The organism is Amycolatopsis sp. NPDC088138 (assembly GCF_044741685.1).
Taxonomy (GTDB): domain Bacteria; phylum Actinomycetota; class Actinomycetes; order Mycobacteriales; family Pseudonocardiaceae; genus Amycolatopsis.
The window spans coordinates 589,628-604,464 of the sequence record NZ_JBIUTB010000005.1 but is presented as its reverse complement, the minus strand read 5'-3'; the positions used below and the strand labels follow the sequence as shown (position 1 = coordinate 604,464).

Genomic DNA, 14,837 nt, shown 5'->3' with positions numbered 1-14,837 from the left:
CAGGCGCGGTACGCCCGTCCCGTAGGGTCGTCAAACATGGGAAGCGCAGAAGCCGAGGACGCCGGGATGGAGATCGAGTCCACTGGTGGCCCCGTGCTGCTACGCGAGCCGGCCGAGGGCACTCCCCCGGTGGTCACCGACCAACGCGCGCTGGCCGAGGCCTGCGCGCGCCTCGCCGCGGGCACCGGCGCGGTCGCCGTCGACACCGAACGGGCGTCCGGCTACCGGTACTGGCCCAAGGCCTACCTCGTCCAGCTGCGGCGCGAGGGTTCCGGCACGGTCCTGATCGACCCGACCGAGCTCGACGACCTCACGCCGCTGAAGAACGTCCTCAACTCCCTGGAGTGGGTGCTGCACGCCGCCTCCCAGGACCTCCCCTGTCTCGCCGAGCTGGACCTGCACCCCGCGGGGCTGTTCGACACCGAGCTGGCCGGCCGCCTGGCGGGCTACGAGCGCGTGGCGCTCGGGACGCTCGTCGAGCTGCTGCTCGGCTACACCCTCGAGAAGGGGCACAGCGCGGCCGACTGGTCGAAGCGGCCGCTGCCGGTCGACTGGCTGAACTACGCCGCCCTCGACGTCGAGCTGCTCATCCAGCTGCGCGAAAAGCTGGAGGCGGAGCTGGGCGCCCAGGGCAAGCTCGAGTGGGCGCAGCAGGAGTTCGAAGCCGTCCGCACCGCGCCGCCACCCGCCCCGCGGGCCGAGCCGTGGCGCCGGACGTCCGGGGTGCACAAGATCCGCAGCCCCCGGGGTCTCGCCATCGTGCGCGAGCTGTGGCAGGCGCGTGACGAGCTGGCCCGCAAGCGCGACCGCGCGCCGAGCCGGATCCTCCCGGACAGCGCGATCATCAACGCCGTCACGGCCGACCCGAAGACGGTCGAAGAGCTGCAGGCGCTGCCGGTGTTCAGCGGCCGCGTCCAGCGCAAGTACACCGCCAGCTGGCTGCGGCACCTGCAGGCGGCCAAGGCGCTGCCGGCGAGCGAACTGCCTTCGCCGTCGCAGCCCACCGACGGCCCGCCGCCGGTGAACCGCTGGGCGGACAAGGACCCGGACGCCGCGGCCCGGTTGTCGGCGGCCCGCGCGGCCCTGTCGGCGATCGCGGAGGACCGCCGGCTGCCGGTGGAGAACCTGCTGCTGCCGGACCTGGTCCGCCGCACGTGCTGGCGTCCCCCGGCCCAGCTGGACGAAGACGTCGTCGCGGACGTGCTGCGCGCGGGCGGCGCCCGTCCGTGGCAGGTCGAGCTGACGGCGGCGGCGCTGAGCAAGGCCCTGCACGCCGCGGCGGCCTGACCCCGGTTCAGCCTGCTTCGCGGGCCGCGGCCAGGGCGTCGGCCATCTTCAGCGTTTCGTGGTGGCCCGGTCCCAGCACCAGCTCGAAGCCTTCGACCGCGTACTCGTACGCGGTCACGGCGTCAGCCCACTCCTCGCGCCGGAAGTGCACCCGGGCCACGACGCCCTGGGCCCGCAGCAACGCCGGATGGCCGGGCGGGAACGGTGCCGCCGCCAGGACCGCCCGCGCGTAGTGGTCCGCGTCGGCGAGCCGGTCGGTCTCGGCCAGCACCCGGCTCAGCAGCAGGCGGGACTCCCACGTGAGCCGGTCCTCGGGACCGGGGAAGACCAGTCGCTCCTGCAATGCCGACTCCGCGAGTGACGCGGCTTCGGCGAACTCGCCGTTCAGGAAAAGCGCGTACGCCAGTTCGGCACGTACCTTCACCGGGTCGCCGGGGTCTTCGGGCTGTTCGCGCAAGGCCGCGAGCCACGGGCCCGGCGCACCCAGCATGGCCTGGATCTCGTGGCGGATGGCCTGCACGTCGTCGTGCTGCGCGGGCCCGGCCTCGCGCAGTGTCTGTTCGGCCTCGTCGAACCGGCCCAGCTCTGCCTGGGCCGAGGCGATCCACAGCAGGGTTTCCGGCCGGTCGAGCAGAGTCCGGCAGGCGTCGATCGCCGCCGCGAACCGGCCCGCGCGGTACAGCGTGAACGCCATCATCAGGCGGCAGTCGCGGAGCACCGGGTGTTCCCGGCCCAGGACGTAGGCGTACGTCCCCTCCAGCCAGGAGAACAACGCCAGCGCCTCGTCGACCCGGCCCGCCTCCTCGCAGCGCGAGGCGATGCCGTACCAGGACGTCAACGTGATCACGTTCCGCGGGCCGAACACCCGGCCCTGGTCCGCGACCAGCTCACGCAGCCACGCTTCGGTGGCCGGGTCCCGGAGTTCGAGCAGCCGTTCCCCGACGTCCTGCCGCAACTCCAGCGCCTCGATGCTGTCACGCTTGCGCTTGCGGTCCAGTTTCGCGGTCAGCCACGTGATCTCGCCGCGAAGCCGCTGGACGTCCACTAGCCGGCCGAGGTCGCGAGGAGGGCGTGCCCTTCGGCCCGCAGCTCTTCGGTCGGCTCCGGCAGCCCGGCCAGGCGGACGACGCCGTCGGCGCCTTCGCGGGTGTGGGCCTCGACGTCCAGCTCCGGGTGGTCCCTGCGGGTCACCGCGATGCTCTCCACCAGGCCGAAGACGAGGTCCGTGCGGACGGCCACCGGGACCACGCCCGCCGCCGCGAGCAGGTCACCGTAGGCCGCCTTCAACTCCCCGCGCTCGGCGCGGAAACGGGCCAGGTTGGGCGAACCGACCTCGGGCAGCAGGTACAGCGCGCCCAGGTTGTGCCGGGCGCCGCCGAGCAGGCCGATGTCCGCGTAGGCCAGGGCCCACAGCCGGACGGCCACCGGCGCGTCCCCCGCGACCAGCCGCGCGGCCAGGACCAGCGACGGGCGGACCGTCTCGGCCAGCAGCGCGGCGAGGATGTCCTCCTTCGCCGGGAAGTGGTAGTAGAGCGACGCCTGGCGCAGCCCGGCCCGCTCGGCGATCGCGCGGGTCGTCGTCGCCGCGTAACCCGCTCCGGTGAACAGCTCCCCCGCCGCGTCGAGCACGGCCTGCCGCGCGTCCGGGCGGTTCGCCGCCGCGCCACTCGCCCTGGGTCTGCCGACCCCCGCCCCTTTGACCACGGCGTTGATCCTGCCAGGTCGCCCTCCCGCGGGTGATCACCGAGGGGGCGTTACGGCAGCGTCTCGCCGTTGACGCCCGGTCGGCGGATCGGTTAACCGAGCGGCAACACCGCGGAGATCATCACGTCGTGCCGCCGGCTTAATTTCTGTCATGCGATCGAAACCACGAGACGGGGAGCATCCATGACCGATGAGCTGGCCGGCTTCGGCTACCGCCAGGAGCTGAGGCGCTCCCTCGGCGGCTTCTCCGCCTTCGCCGCGGGCTTCTCCTTCGTCTCGATCCTGACGACCGTCTTCCAGCTCTTCGGCTTCGGCTTCACCTTCGGCGGGCCGCGGTTCTTCTGGACCTGGCCGGTCGTGCTCGCCGGCCAGCTGCTCGTCGCGCTGGTGTTCGCCGAGCTCGCCGCGCGCTACCCGCTGGCCGGATCCGTGTACCAGTGGGCGAAGCAGCTGACGCGCGGCTTCCTCGGCTGGCTCGCGGGCTGGATGATGCTGCTCGGCTGCGTCGTCGCCCTCGCGGCCGCCGCGATCGCGCTGCAGGTCGTGCTGCCGTCGGTCTGGGACGGCTTCCAGGTCGTCGGCGGCGATCCCGCGGTGACGTCGCCGACCGGCGCGGCCAACGCCGTCCTGCTCGGCACCGTGCTGCTCCTGTTCACCACCGCCGTCAACGTCGGCGGCGTGCGGCTGATGGCCCGGATCAACGACGTCGGCGTGGCGGCCGAGCTGCTCGGCGTCGTGGTCCTGGTGCTCGGGCTCGGGCTGTTCGCCGTCCGCGGCCCGCAGGTCGTGCTGCACGACGCCGCCGGCAGCGCGCCCGGGATCAGCGGCGTGCTCGCTTCGGCGCTCATGGCGGCGTACGTCCTCTACGGCTTCGACACCGCCGCGTCCGTCGCCGAGGAGACCAGGAACGCGCGCAGGGCGGCTCCGCGGGCGGTCCTGCGCGCCGTGCTCGTGTCCGGCGTCGGCGGGCTGGCCGTGGTGCTCACCGCGCTGATGGCCGCGCCGAGCCTCACCGACGGGCAGCTCGCCGGCCGCGGCCTGCCGTACGTGATCACCGCCGTCTTCGGCGACACCCTCGGCCGGGTCTTCCTCGCCGACGTCGCGATCGCCGTCGTCGTCTGCACCCTGACCATCCAGACCGGCACGGTCCGGCTGATCTACGCGATGGCCCGTGACGGCGCGCTCCCCGGCTCGGCGCGGCTGGCCGGGGTGAGCCGCCGGACCGGGGCGCCGGTAGCGCCCGCGCTGCTGTCCGGGGCGCTGGCGATCGCGCTGCTGCTGCTCAACGTCGGCAACCCGACGCTGTTCAGCACGATCACCGGGACGTCGGTCGTGGTCGTCTACCTGGCGTACCTGCTGGTCACCGGCCCGCTGCTGCTGAACCGGCTGCGCGGGCGGTTCCCCGCCGAACCCGGCCGGTTCTCCCTCGGCCGCTGGGGTGTCCTGGTGAACGGGGCCGCGGTCGTCTACGGCACGACGATGGTCGTGAACATCGCCTGGCCACGTGCGGAGATCTACGACGTCGCCGGTTCGGGCGCAGCCTGGATGCTGTTGTTCCCGCTAGAGTTCGTCGGCGGCGCGCTGATCATCGGCGCGTTCTGCTGGCTGCGGCTACGGCCCGCCCCCGCCCTCGAACCGGCCACCTGAGAGGACGTCCGATGAGCACGACCGCGACCACCCACGGCGCGCGTGACCACGCCCGGGCCCAAGCGGGCACCGTCGTCGACACGATGCCGTCGATCCCGGCGAGCACGTGGGCGTCCCCGCCACCTGGGGTCGCGCCCGAGGCGCTGACCTGGGCCGAGACCGTGGCCGGCGGCGGGTACACGCACAAGGTGCTGGCCCGCGGCACCCGGCTGCGGCTCACCGACGCCGAGGGTGACGCGTGCGCGCACCTGCTGCTGTTCAACGCCGATCAGCCCTGGGAGCGGCTGAACGTCGCCGACACGGTGAAGGTGCAGTGGAACGCCTACCTCGGCGGGTCCGTGGCGCTGCTGTCGGACCAGGCGCGGGTGCTCGCGACGATCGTCGAAGACTCCAGCGGCCGCCACGACGCGCTGTGCGGGACGTCCACTGTGGACGGCAACACCGAGCGCTACGGCGACGGCGCCCCGCAGGGCCCCTCCCCCGCCGGGATCCCGCTGTTCACCCTGGCGGCGGCGAAGAACGGGCTCGGCCCGCGCGACCTGCCGCCGAGCCTGTCGTTCTTCCAGGGTGTGCGCGTGGGTCCGGCCGGCGAGCTGGAGTTCACCGGGTCCGCGGGGGCCGGGAAGTCGGTGGACCTGCGGATCGAGATCCCGTCGATCGTGCTGCTCGCCAACGTGCCGCACCCGGTCGACCCGCGGCCGGACTACACGGCGACCAGCCTCGAGGTGCTCGCCTGGCGGGACCGGCCGTCCGCTCCGGACAGTCCCGAATGGACTCACACTCCGGAGGCGCAGCGCGCCTTCGAGAACACCGCCGACTACTTGACCGCGAGGGGGATCGCGTGAGCACCGCCTACGAGTCCCAGCTGGAGCTCACCTTCGACGTCCCCGCGCGGGCGCCGTTCTCCCTGGTGCTCGAGCAGGGCCAGGAGCTGTCGATCATCGACCTCGGCGGCAACCAGGCCGTCGACTTCCTCTGCTACGACGCCAACGACACGTCGAAGCGGTACAGCGCCGCGGCGACGATCGCTGCGCAGCGCAACATCTTCCTCACCACCGGCAGCGTGCTGCGCACCCAGGAAGGCGCGCCGCTGCTGACCGTCGTCGCCGACACGTGCGGGCGGCACGACACGCTCGGCGGCGCGTGCAGCAAGGAGTCCAACAGCCTGCGCTACGGCCAGCACACCCGGTTCCAGCACGCCTGCGTCGAGAACTTCCTCATCGAAGGCGCGAAGTGGGGCCTGGGCAAGCGCGACCTCGTCAGCAACGTCAACTGGTACATGAACGTGCCGGTCGAGGCGGACGGCACCCTCGGCATCGTCGACGGGATCTCCGCACCGGGCCTGGAGGTCCGGCTGCGCGCCGAGACCGACGTCCTGGTCCTGGTGTCGAACTGCCCGCAGATCAACAACCCCTGCAACGGCTTCGACCCGACGCCGGTCCGGCTGGTCGTGACGGCTTCCGGAGGCGGCGAGTGAGGCTGCTCGTCGCCAACCGCGGCGAGATCGCCGTCCGGATCCTGCGCAGCGCCAAGGAACTGGGCCTCGAGACCGTCGCGGTGTACTCGGACGCCGACCGCCTGGCCCCGCACGTCCGGCTCGCCGACCGGGCCGTGCGGCTCGGCCTCGCCCCGGCGGCGGAGAGCTACCTGCGGGCCGACGCGATCATCGCGGCCGCGCTCGAAACCAGCTGCGACGCCGTCCACCCGGGGTACGGGTTCCTCTCCGAGGACGCGGCGTTCGCGCGGGCCTGCGAGGACGCCGGGCTCGCGTTCGCCGGCCCGTCACCCGAGCACCTGGAGGTGTTCGGCAGCAAGCACACCGCGCGCGAGGCGGCGATCGCGGCGGGCGTCCCGCTGCTGCCCGGCACCGGCCTGCTGTCCGATGTGGACGACGCGGTGGCCCGCGCGGCGGAAATAGGTTACCCGGTGATGCTCAAGGCCACCGGCGGTGGCGGCGGGATCGGGATGCGCGCGTGCGCCACGCCCGAGGAGCTGCGGCTCGCGTGGGACGGTGTGCGCAGCGTCGCGGCCAAGAGCTTCGCCAGCTCCGGGGTCTTCCTGGAACGGCTGGTGCGCCACGCGCGGCACGTCGAGGTCCAGGTGTTCGGCGACGGCTTCGGCGAGGTCCTCGCGCTGGGCACCCGCGACTGCTCGTTGCAGCGGCGAAACCAGAAGGTCGTCGAAGAGTGCCCGGCGCCGGACCTGCCCGACGACGTCCGCCGTCGCCTTGTCGACTCGGCGATCGCGCTGTGTTCTTCGGTGCGGTACCGCTCGGCGGGCACGGTCGAGTACGTCTACGACCCCGAGCGCGGCGAGGCCGCGTTCCTCGAGGTCAACACCCGGCTGCAGGTCGAGCACCCGGTCACCGAGGCGGTGTACGGCGTCGACCTGGTCGCCTGGATGCTGCGGCTCGCCCAGGGCGACCGCGCGATGTTCCGGGCCGTGCCGGTCGCGCGCGGCCACGCCGTCGAAGCGCGCGTGTACGCCGAGGACCCGAGCGCCGGCCACCGGCCGAGCGCGGGGCTCGTCACGCGGGTCACGCTGCCCGCCGGCGCGCGGGTGGACACCTGGGTCGAGCCGGGCACGACCGTCACCGCGCACTACGACCCGTTGCTGGCCAAGGTGATCTGCACCGGCACCGACCGCGCGGACGCACTGGCGAACCTGCGAACCGCGCTGGCCGAGACGCGGGTGGACGGCGTCCGGACCAACCTCGGGCAGCTGCGGGCCGCGGCCGCCGATCCGGCGTTCGGCGCGGCCACCCACGACACGTCCACTTTGGACGACGTCGAGGACGCCGAGCCGCGGATCGACGTCGTGCGCGGCGGGACCATGACGACCGTGCAGGACTGGCCGGGCCGCACCGGGTACTGGCACGTCGGGGTGCCGCCGAGCGGGCCGATGGACGATCGTTCGCTGCGGCTGGGCAACCTCGCGCTGGGCAACCCCGAGGGCGCGCCCGGCCTGGAGTGCACTGTGGACGGCGTCACGCTGCGCTTCTCCCACGCCACCGATGTCTGCGTCACCGGCGCGCCGACCACGGTGCTGGTCGACGGCGCCGAGGTTCCGCTGTGGACCCCCGTCGAGGTGCCCGCGGGCGCGACCCTCGACGTCCGGGCCTGCACGGCGGGGCTGCGCAGTTACGTGCTGGTGCGCGGCGGCATCGACGTGCCCGAGTTCCTCGGCAGCGCGGCGACGTTCACCCTCGGCCGCTTCGGCGGGCACGGCGGCCGCGCGCTGGCCGCGGGTGACGTCCTGCAGCCGGGCCCGGTGCCGGCGGACCCGGTCGTCGGCCCGGTGACCGACCGCCCGGACTTCGCGTCCCACTGGACGATCGGCGCGCTCGAAGGACCGCACGCGGCGCCGGAGTTCTTCACCCCCGAGGACGTCGACACGTTCTACGCCACGGATTGGCAGGTCCACTTCAACTCGGCGCGCACCGGCGTCCGGCTGGTCGGGCCGCGGCCGAAGTGGGCCCGCGCGGACGGCGGCGAGGCGGGCCTGCACCCGTCGAACATCCACGACACGCCGTACGCGATCGGCGCCGTCGACTACACCGGCGACCTGCCGATCCTGCTCGGCCCGGACGGTCCCAGCCTCGGCGGGTTCGTCTGCCCGGCGACGGTCGCCACCGGCGAGCGGTGGAAGCTCGGGCAGCTGCGGCCGGGTGACACCGTGCGGTTCGTGCCGGTCGACACCGACCACGCGGCGGCGCTGCGGGCCCGGCCCGCGTCGGCGGTCGAGCCGAGCCGGACCGCGCGCCACGACGGCGGTGTCCTGACGCGACTGTCCTCTTCGGACGACGAGCCGTCGGTGACCTACCGGCGCAGCGGCGACGACAACCTGCTCGTCGAGTACGGTGAGATGAAACTCGACCTGGCGCTGCGGATGCGGGTGCACGCGCTCGCCGAGCGGCTCGCGGCCGAGGGCGTGCCGGGGATCGTCGACCTGACGCCGGGCATCCGGTCGCTGCAGGTGCACGTCGACCCGGACGCGCTGCCGGTCGGCAAGGCGCTCGGCCTGGTGCGCGAGCTGGAGCGCGACCTGCCGCCGACACACGACCTCGTCGTGCCGAGCCGCAGTGTGCGGCTCCCGCTGTCGTGGGACGACCCGGCGACGCGCGAGGCGATCGAGCGGTACATGACCGGCGTGCGTGACGACGCGCCGTGGTGCCCGTGGAACATCGAGTTCATCCGCCGGGTCAACGGACTGTCCAGTGTGGACGACGTCTACCGCACGGTGTTCGACGCGGAGTACCTGGTGCTCGGGCTCGGCGACGTCTACCTGGGCGCGCCGGTCGCGACGCCGCTGGACCCGCGCCACCGCCTGGTCACAACCAAGTACAACCCGGCGCGGACGTGGACGGCGGAGAACTCGGTCGGCATCGGCGGCGCGTACCTCTGCATCTACGGGATGGAGGGGCCGGGCGGGTACCAGTTCGTCGGGCGGACGGTGCAGGTGTGGAACAGCTGGCTCGGCGGGAACCAGCCGTGGAACCTGCGGTTCTTCGACCGGATCTCCTGGTACCCGGTGTCGGCCGACGAGCTGCTGGACATGCGGGCGCGCTCGTCGGCCGGTCAGCTGGAGCTGGACGTCAGCGACGGCTCGTTCGTGCTGGCGGACTACCAGAAGTTCCTGGCCGACAACGCTTCCGGCATCGCGGACTTCCGGGCGACGCAGACGGCGGCGTTCGAAGCGGAGCGTCAGGCGTGGGCGGCGGCCGGTGAGTTCGACCCGAAGCCCGAACCGGTGACGCGGCCTCCGGCGCGCGTCGAGGCGCCCCCGGGCGGGCACGTCGTCGAGGCGCCGTTCGCGGCGACCGTGTGGCGGGTGGACGTCACGGCGGGCGAGCGGGTCGAGGACGCGCAGTCGCTGGTGACGCTGGAAGCGATGAAGACGGAGGCGCGGATCCCGGCGCCGGCCGGCGGGAAGGTGGTCGAAGTGCTCGTGTCCCCCGGTGACCAGGTGGCGCCCGGCACGCCGCTGGTGGTGCTCGGATGAGCCTCGCGGAGCGCGTGCGCGCGGCGTACCGGCGGATCGAGCAGGTCGACCGGCCGGAGATCTGGATCGACCTGCGCCCGGAGGCCGACGTCCTGGCCGAAGCAGCTTTTCTTGCGAAGCGCGGTTCGGCCGGACTGCCGCTCTACGGGAAGCTCGTCGCGGTGAAGGGCAACATCGACGTCGCCGGCCTGCCGACGACCGCGGGCTGCCCGGCGTACGCGTACCGGCCGGAGGCGGACGCGCCGGTCGTCGCGCGGCTGCGGGCGGCCGGGGCGCTGGTGCTCGGCACGACGAACCTGGACCAGTTCGCGACCGGCCTGGTCGGCACGCGCAGCCCGTACGGCGCGGTCCGCAACGCCGTCGATCCGGCCTACGTCTCGGGCGGTTCGAGCTCCGGTTCGGCGGTCGCGGTCGCCCTGGGGATCGTCGACCTGGCGCTGGGCACCGACACCGCGGGTTCCGGACGGGTGCCGGCGGCGTTCAACGGGATCGTCGGCCTCAAACCGACACCGGGCCTGCTGCCGACCGAGGGCGTCGTCCCGGCGTGCCGCAGCATCGACTGCGTCTCGCTCTTCGCGCGGACGGTCGAGGAAGCGGCGTTCGCCCTGACCTGCCTGGCCGAGCCCGCCCAGGTCCACATGGGACGGTTCCGCATCGGCGTCCCCTCGGACCTCGGCCCGCTCGCGCCCGGCTGGGCGGAGGCGTTCGCCGCCACCGTCGAGGACTACGCCGCGGCGGGCGCCGAAGTGACCACCGTGGACACATCGGCTTTCCTTTCGGCGGCCGGACTCCTTTACGGCGGCGCGTTCGTCGCCGAGCGCTACACGGCGGTCGGCGAATTCCTGGACGCGCACCCGGACGACTGCGAACCCGTGGTGCACGGCATCATCACGGGCGCCCGGGACATCCCGGCGCACCGGCTGTTCGCCGACCAGGAAACCCTGGCCGGTCTGCGCACCGAAGCTCTCGCAGTATTGGCAGGGGTCGACGCGATCCTGTTCCCGACGACCACCGAGCACCCCACACTCGCCGAGGTCGCCGCGGACCCGGTCGCCGTCAACGCGCGCCTCGGCCGGTTCACCAACTCCACCAACCTGTTCGGCCTGTCGGCCTTGGCAGTGCCGTCGGGGACGGTGGCCGGGCGCCCGTTCGGCGTGATGCTGGTCGGCGCTCCGCACGACGACCTGAAGCTGGCCGCCCTCGCCTCGCTGCGCGGCTCTCACGTGCCGATCGTGGTGGTCGGGGCCCATCTCCGGGGTCAGCCGCTGAACCACGAACTGACTTCTCGTGGTGGCCGGTTCGTCTCCGAGGTTTCCACCGCGGCTTCTTACCGCTTGTACGCGCTGGACACTTCGCCGCCCAAGCCGGGCCTGGTGCGGGTTTCCGCGGAGGGCGTGCCGGTGGCGGCGGAGGTCTGGTCACTTCCCTTGCGGGGCTTCGGCGAGTTCGTCTCCCGGATTCCGGCGCCGCTGGCGATCGGCAAGGTGGAACTGGCGGACGGTCGTGAGGTGTCGGGCTTCCTCTGCGAACCTGCGGCCGTGGAGGGCGCGAAGGACATCTCGTCCTTTGGTGGCTGGCTCGGTTACCTTCGGGCTTGAGCCTGTCTCGTTGCGGCTGCGCTCTGTTCGTGGTTGCCGTGGCCGGGTTTCAAGATGCGGCTTCGCCGCACGCGTGGGAAATCGCCGCCCCCTTGTGGTTCCGTCCAGAGATGGTCGGCAGGCGGCGATTCCCCACGCATCGACCTCTTCGCTCCCGTTTTGTCGGTGGTCACCGCTAGTCTGGACATCGGGGGCTTCTCGCGTCGGTTTGCCGTTACATCCCTTGCGCTGCAACAGAAGTCGTTCTTTTCTTTTGCTGGTTGTTTCACTCTTTTCGGTGATGATCTTCGCTCAGGTGTTCGGTATCGTCGGTTGTGTGACCACTGCGATCCTTCATCCCGCCGATCAGCGATCGGCCTCCGCCGCGCTCGATCGGTACTGCGAGCTGGAACGCGCCATCGCTCACCTTCAAGCCCAGCAAACTCGTGTGCTCGCCGAGCTTTCCCGATATGGCAGCACCATCTCCGTTGCCGCCGAGGTCGCACTCGCCGTTCACGCCGACGAACGGTACGTCGCCAGCAAGATCGCCGACGCTCGTGATCTCACCACCCGGCTTCCCTTTACCCTCGCTGCCCTCGATCGCGGAGACATCGACCGGTACAAGGCCCACACCGTCGCCAAGCTCACCCGCGCTCTCTCCGACCACCTGGCTCGCGAAGCCGACCTGGTCCTGGACGGGCGGCTGCTCAAGAAACCCGCCAACCTCCGCCACGCCGTCAACCGCGTCATCCACAACCTCGATCCCGAGGGCTACGAACGAAGATCGCGGCAGCGCCGCCGTGAACGCACGGTGACCCTGCTCCACCAGGACCACACCATGAGCACCCTGATCGCCGACCTCCCGTGCGAGGCCGCGTCCGCGATCTACGCCTCCCTCACCGCCGCGGCAAAACGCATGCGGCAGCTGGACAAGACCCGTACCGTCGAGCAACTGCGCGCGGACATCCTCACCGACCGGCTCCTCAACGCCGCCAACGGCGACAGCAGCATCAAGGCCCACGTCTACGTCTACGTCGACCTGCTCACCTTGGCCGGCCTCAACAACGACGCGGCCCATCTGCCCGGCCACGGCCCCATCCCCGCGTGGCTCGCCCGTCACCTCGCCACCTCACCCACCTCGACCTGGTCCCGGCTCATCACCGACCCCGACACCGGCCAGCTCCTCAGCGTCGGCCGCACCAAGTACAAACCACCCGCCGACCTCGACGACTACATCCGAGTCCGTGCCCGCACCTGCCAAACCCCCGGCTGCAACCACCCCGCCCAGTTCGGCGACATCGACCACACCACCGACTGGCAACACCACGGCGAAACCAACGAAGAGGACCTACGAGGAAAGTGCGGACACCACCACCGTCTCAAAGACGAACCCGGCTGGACCTACCTCGCGGGCCCCGGCGGCACGTCCATCATCAAGACCCCCGCCGGACGCACCTACACCAGCGAGCCAGAACCCTTCCACGAACCCAGGAAACCACCCGACGACCTACCACCATGCTGATCACGCGGCCCGAAGGGGCGCACCCGAGCCACCGTCGCGAGCCGGCAGCAAAATGGCGTGCGCTCCCGAACCGCACCGCTCACACTGGGGAGGTGAACACCCTGCCTTGCGGCCATCCGGGCCGCATCGGCACCTTGCGTCTCTGCCCGCACTTGGCTGTCGAAGAACCTCCCCCGTCCACGCGCTACCTCACCGGCGTCGGCACGCGGTACAACCTGGTCTGTGCCCACTGCACCCCGGCCGACCTCGTCGACGTCTGCGCGAGCTGCGCCGACCGGGCCGACCAGCAGAGCTTCCCGTCGGGCCGGCACGGCGAACCGCAGATCCCGCAGCGGGACAAGCAAGTCGCGAGCAGCTGGGTGACCTGGCCGTGCCCGGTACGGCCCCTGAACGACGGCTGCCTCGCGCCCCTTCCGGACGGCTGGCTCGCGTTCACCGCGGACGGGCTCGTCGAGATCGACGGAGCCGGCGAACACCGGCTCATCGGGCCGATCGAGCTGCCGGAGGAGAACCCCGTGGACATGCGTGACTACCCGGACCGGCCGCGCCGCGGCCTGCACACCTCACGCGACGGAAGGTTCGCGGCGATCGTGTCGGACTACGGCCAGTACGCGACCGTCGTGGATCTCGCGGACTGGACGACAGTGCTCGACCTCGACCGCGACTGGAACGACAACGAGTTCACCCGCTTCCCCTTCGCCTTCCTCAGCATCGGCGACGCGGCGAAGGTCGTCGCCGGCACCGACTGGAACCGCCTCGACGTCTTCACCCTGCCCGGCGGGGAACTCTTGACCGAGCGCGAAACCGAGGCGCCGGAACGCGGTCAGCCGGAGCCCCCGCACTACCTCGACTACTTCCAGGGCGCGGTCCACGTGAGCCCGTCCGGGCGATGGCTGGTCGTCGACGGCTGGGCCTGGCACCCCGTCGGCATGCCGACGGTCATCGACGTCGAAGCGTGGCTGGGCGGCGACATCCACGCGGCCGAGAAAGGACGAAACATCACCCTCGGCCGCGACGGGACCGGGGACCAGCCGATCGCCTGGGTGGACGACACCACCGTCGCCGTGCAGGGCATCGGAACCGTCCACGACCAGATGCTCGACGGCGTCGAGCTCTACGACGTCACCACCGGGCGCCGGACCGGGCTGTTCGCCGGCCCCAACGGCCCGATGTGGAGTCATCAAGGCCTGCTGTACGTCACCGCCGAGGCCGGGTTCGAGATCTGGGACCCCGCCGACGGCGCCCGGATCGGGTTCGCCGAGGGGTTCCGGCCCACCGCCCATCGCGACGGCACCTTCGCCGAGCTGGATAACGATCGGCTGAGGATCTGGGTGACGAGCCTCGAACCGGGGCAGTAACCGGCCGATGACCTTGGTGAGGAACCTCCCGGAGGCGGCCATGACCACGGCGACCAGAGCCCCGCTCGTCCACTCCTACCTGTACCTGCGCCGCGCCATCGGGCTGATCGGGCTGGCGCTGCCGATCGTCCTGATCATCGGCAAGCAGGTCGCCCAAGGTGGTGACCTGATCGGTTCGCTCAGCGGCTACTACTACACCGACCTGCGGAACGTCTTCGTCGGCGCGATGTGCGCGGTCGGGGTGTTCCTGCTCGCCTACTACGGCCACGACTACGTCGACAACATCGCGAGCACGGTGGCCGGGCTGGGCGCGATCGGGCTCGCGCTGTTCCCGACGACGCCGGGCACCGCCCCGACGACGTGGGACCAGACCTCCGGCGTCCTGCACCTCGCGTTCGCGGCGGTGTTCTTCCTGAGCCTGGCCTACTTCTGCCTCCGCCTGTTCCCCCACGACGGCGAGCAGCCACCGGGCACCGGGGTCGTCTACCGCACGTGCGGCGTCGTGATCCTGGTGTGCCTGGTGCTCATCGCGCTCACCAGCGCGCTCGGCCTGGTGCCGTCGCTGCACCCGGCGCTGTGGCTGGAGAGCGTCGCGATCTGGGCGTTCGGGGTCGCCTGGCTGCTGAAGGGGCAGACGCTCACGCCGCGAAGGACCACGTGAGTGTGCCTTAGCCCACTCGACCGGGCCACACCACTGGTTACCCACGGGTAACAAGGGCTACCCTGCGGCTAACAACCCTG

The 14,837-nt window shown here is 71.9% G+C and carries 11 protein-coding genes; 9 read left to right on the top strand and 2 right to left on the bottom strand.

Annotation, left to right across the window (positions count from 1 at the left end; translation table 11 throughout):
- The first annotated feature begins 66 nt into the window (after positions 1 to 66).
- Positions 67 to 1,287: a ribonuclease D gene (locus tag ACIOD2_RS29315; RefSeq protein ID WP_400546160.1), complete on the top strand. Its 1,221-nt coding sequence runs from the start codon at positions 67 to 69 to the stop codon at positions 1,285 to 1,287.
- A 7-nt stretch (positions 1,288 to 1,294) separates the two neighbouring features.
- On the opposite strand, the gene ACIOD2_RS29310 is transcribed toward ACIOD2_RS29315, so the two are convergent.
- Positions 1,295 to 2,332, bottom strand: coding sequence for a tol-pal system YbgF family protein (locus ACIOD2_RS29310; RefSeq protein WP_400544834.1), 1,038 nt, complete (start codon positions 2,330 to 2,332; stop codon positions 1,295 to 1,297).
- The gene (locus ACIOD2_RS29305) at positions 2,332 to 2,991 is read right to left on the bottom strand and encodes a TetR/AcrR family transcriptional regulator (protein WP_400544831.1); all 660 of its coding nucleotides are present in this window, start codon (positions 2,989 to 2,991) and stop codon (positions 2,332 to 2,334) included. The genes ACIOD2_RS29310 and ACIOD2_RS29305 overlap by 1 nt, the downstream gene beginning before the upstream one ends.
- Positions 2,992 to 3,174: 183 nt before the next feature.
- On the opposite strand from ACIOD2_RS29305, the gene ACIOD2_RS29300 reads away from it, so the two are divergent.
- The 8 genes from ACIOD2_RS29300 (at position 3,175) to ACIOD2_RS29265 (ending at position 14,757) form a co-directional block, all read left to right on the top strand.
- Positions 3,175 to 4,638 carry an amino acid permease gene (locus tag ACIOD2_RS29300; RefSeq protein WP_400544828.1) on the top strand — a complete coding sequence of 488 codons (1,464 nt, stop codon included), beginning with the start codon at positions 3,175 to 3,177 and terminating at the stop codon, positions 4,636 to 4,638.
- A gap of 11 nt (positions 4,639 to 4,649) precedes the next feature.
- Positions 4,650 to 5,483: an urea amidolyase associated protein UAAP1 gene (locus ACIOD2_RS29295; RefSeq protein ID WP_400544825.1), complete on the top strand. Its 834-nt coding sequence runs from the start codon at positions 4,650 to 4,652 to the stop codon at positions 5,481 to 5,483.
- Positions 5,480 to 6,115, top strand: coding sequence for an urea amidolyase associated protein UAAP2 (locus ACIOD2_RS29290; protein ID WP_400544822.1), 636 nt, complete (start codon positions 5,480 to 5,482; stop codon positions 6,113 to 6,115). The genes ACIOD2_RS29295 and ACIOD2_RS29290 overlap by 4 nt, the downstream gene beginning before the upstream one ends.
- Positions 6,112 to 9,639, top strand: a complete 3,528-nt coding sequence (gene uca, locus ACIOD2_RS29285; protein WP_400544819.1) for an urea carboxylase — start codon at positions 6,112 to 6,114, stop codon at positions 9,637 to 9,639. Before ACIOD2_RS29290 ends, uca begins: the two co-directional genes overlap by 4 nt.
- On the top strand, positions 9,636 to 11,237 hold the full coding sequence (locus ACIOD2_RS29280; protein ID WP_400544816.1) for an allophanate hydrolase: 1,602 nt from the start codon (positions 9,636 to 9,638) through the stop codon (positions 11,235 to 11,237). Before uca ends, ACIOD2_RS29280 begins: the two co-directional genes overlap by 4 nt.
- Before the next feature lie 316 nt (positions 11,238 to 11,553).
- On the top strand, positions 11,554 to 12,738 hold the full coding sequence (locus ACIOD2_RS29275) for a DUF222 domain-containing protein (protein WP_400544813.1): 1,185 nt from the start codon (positions 11,554 to 11,556) through the stop codon (positions 12,736 to 12,738).
- Between the two features lie 92 nt (positions 12,739 to 12,830).
- Positions 12,831 to 14,096, top strand: coding sequence for a hypothetical protein (locus tag ACIOD2_RS29270; RefSeq protein WP_400544810.1), 1,266 nt, complete (start codon positions 12,831 to 12,833; stop codon positions 14,094 to 14,096).
- Positions 14,097 to 14,136: 40 nt separating this feature from the next.
- Entirely contained in the window at positions 14,137 to 14,757 is a 621-nt protein-coding gene (locus ACIOD2_RS29265; RefSeq protein WP_400544807.1) for a DUF998 domain-containing protein, read from the top strand.
- Positions 14,758 to 14,837 lie beyond the last annotated feature (80 nt).

Excerpts from the sequence above, each read along its gene's own strand:
- ACIOD2_RS29295 (WP_400544825.1), top strand. The coding sequence starts at position 4,650 with ATGAGCACGACCGCGACCACCCACGGCGCGCGTGACCACGCCCGGGCC.
- ACIOD2_RS29280 (WP_400544816.1), top strand. The coding sequence starts at position 9,636 with ATGAGCCTCGCGGAGCGCGTGCGCGCGGCGTACCGGCGGATCGAGCAG.
- ACIOD2_RS29315 (WP_400546160.1), top strand. The coding sequence starts at position 67 with ATGGAGATCGAGTCCACTGGTGGCCCCGTGCTGCTACGCGAGCCGGCC.
- ACIOD2_RS29265 (WP_400544807.1), top strand. The coding sequence starts at position 14,137 with ATGACCACGGCGACCAGAGCCCCGCTCGTCCACTCCTACCTGTACCTG.
- ACIOD2_RS29300 (WP_400544828.1), top strand. The coding sequence starts at position 3,175 with ATGACCGATGAGCTGGCCGGCTTCGGCTACCGCCAGGAGCTGAGGCGC.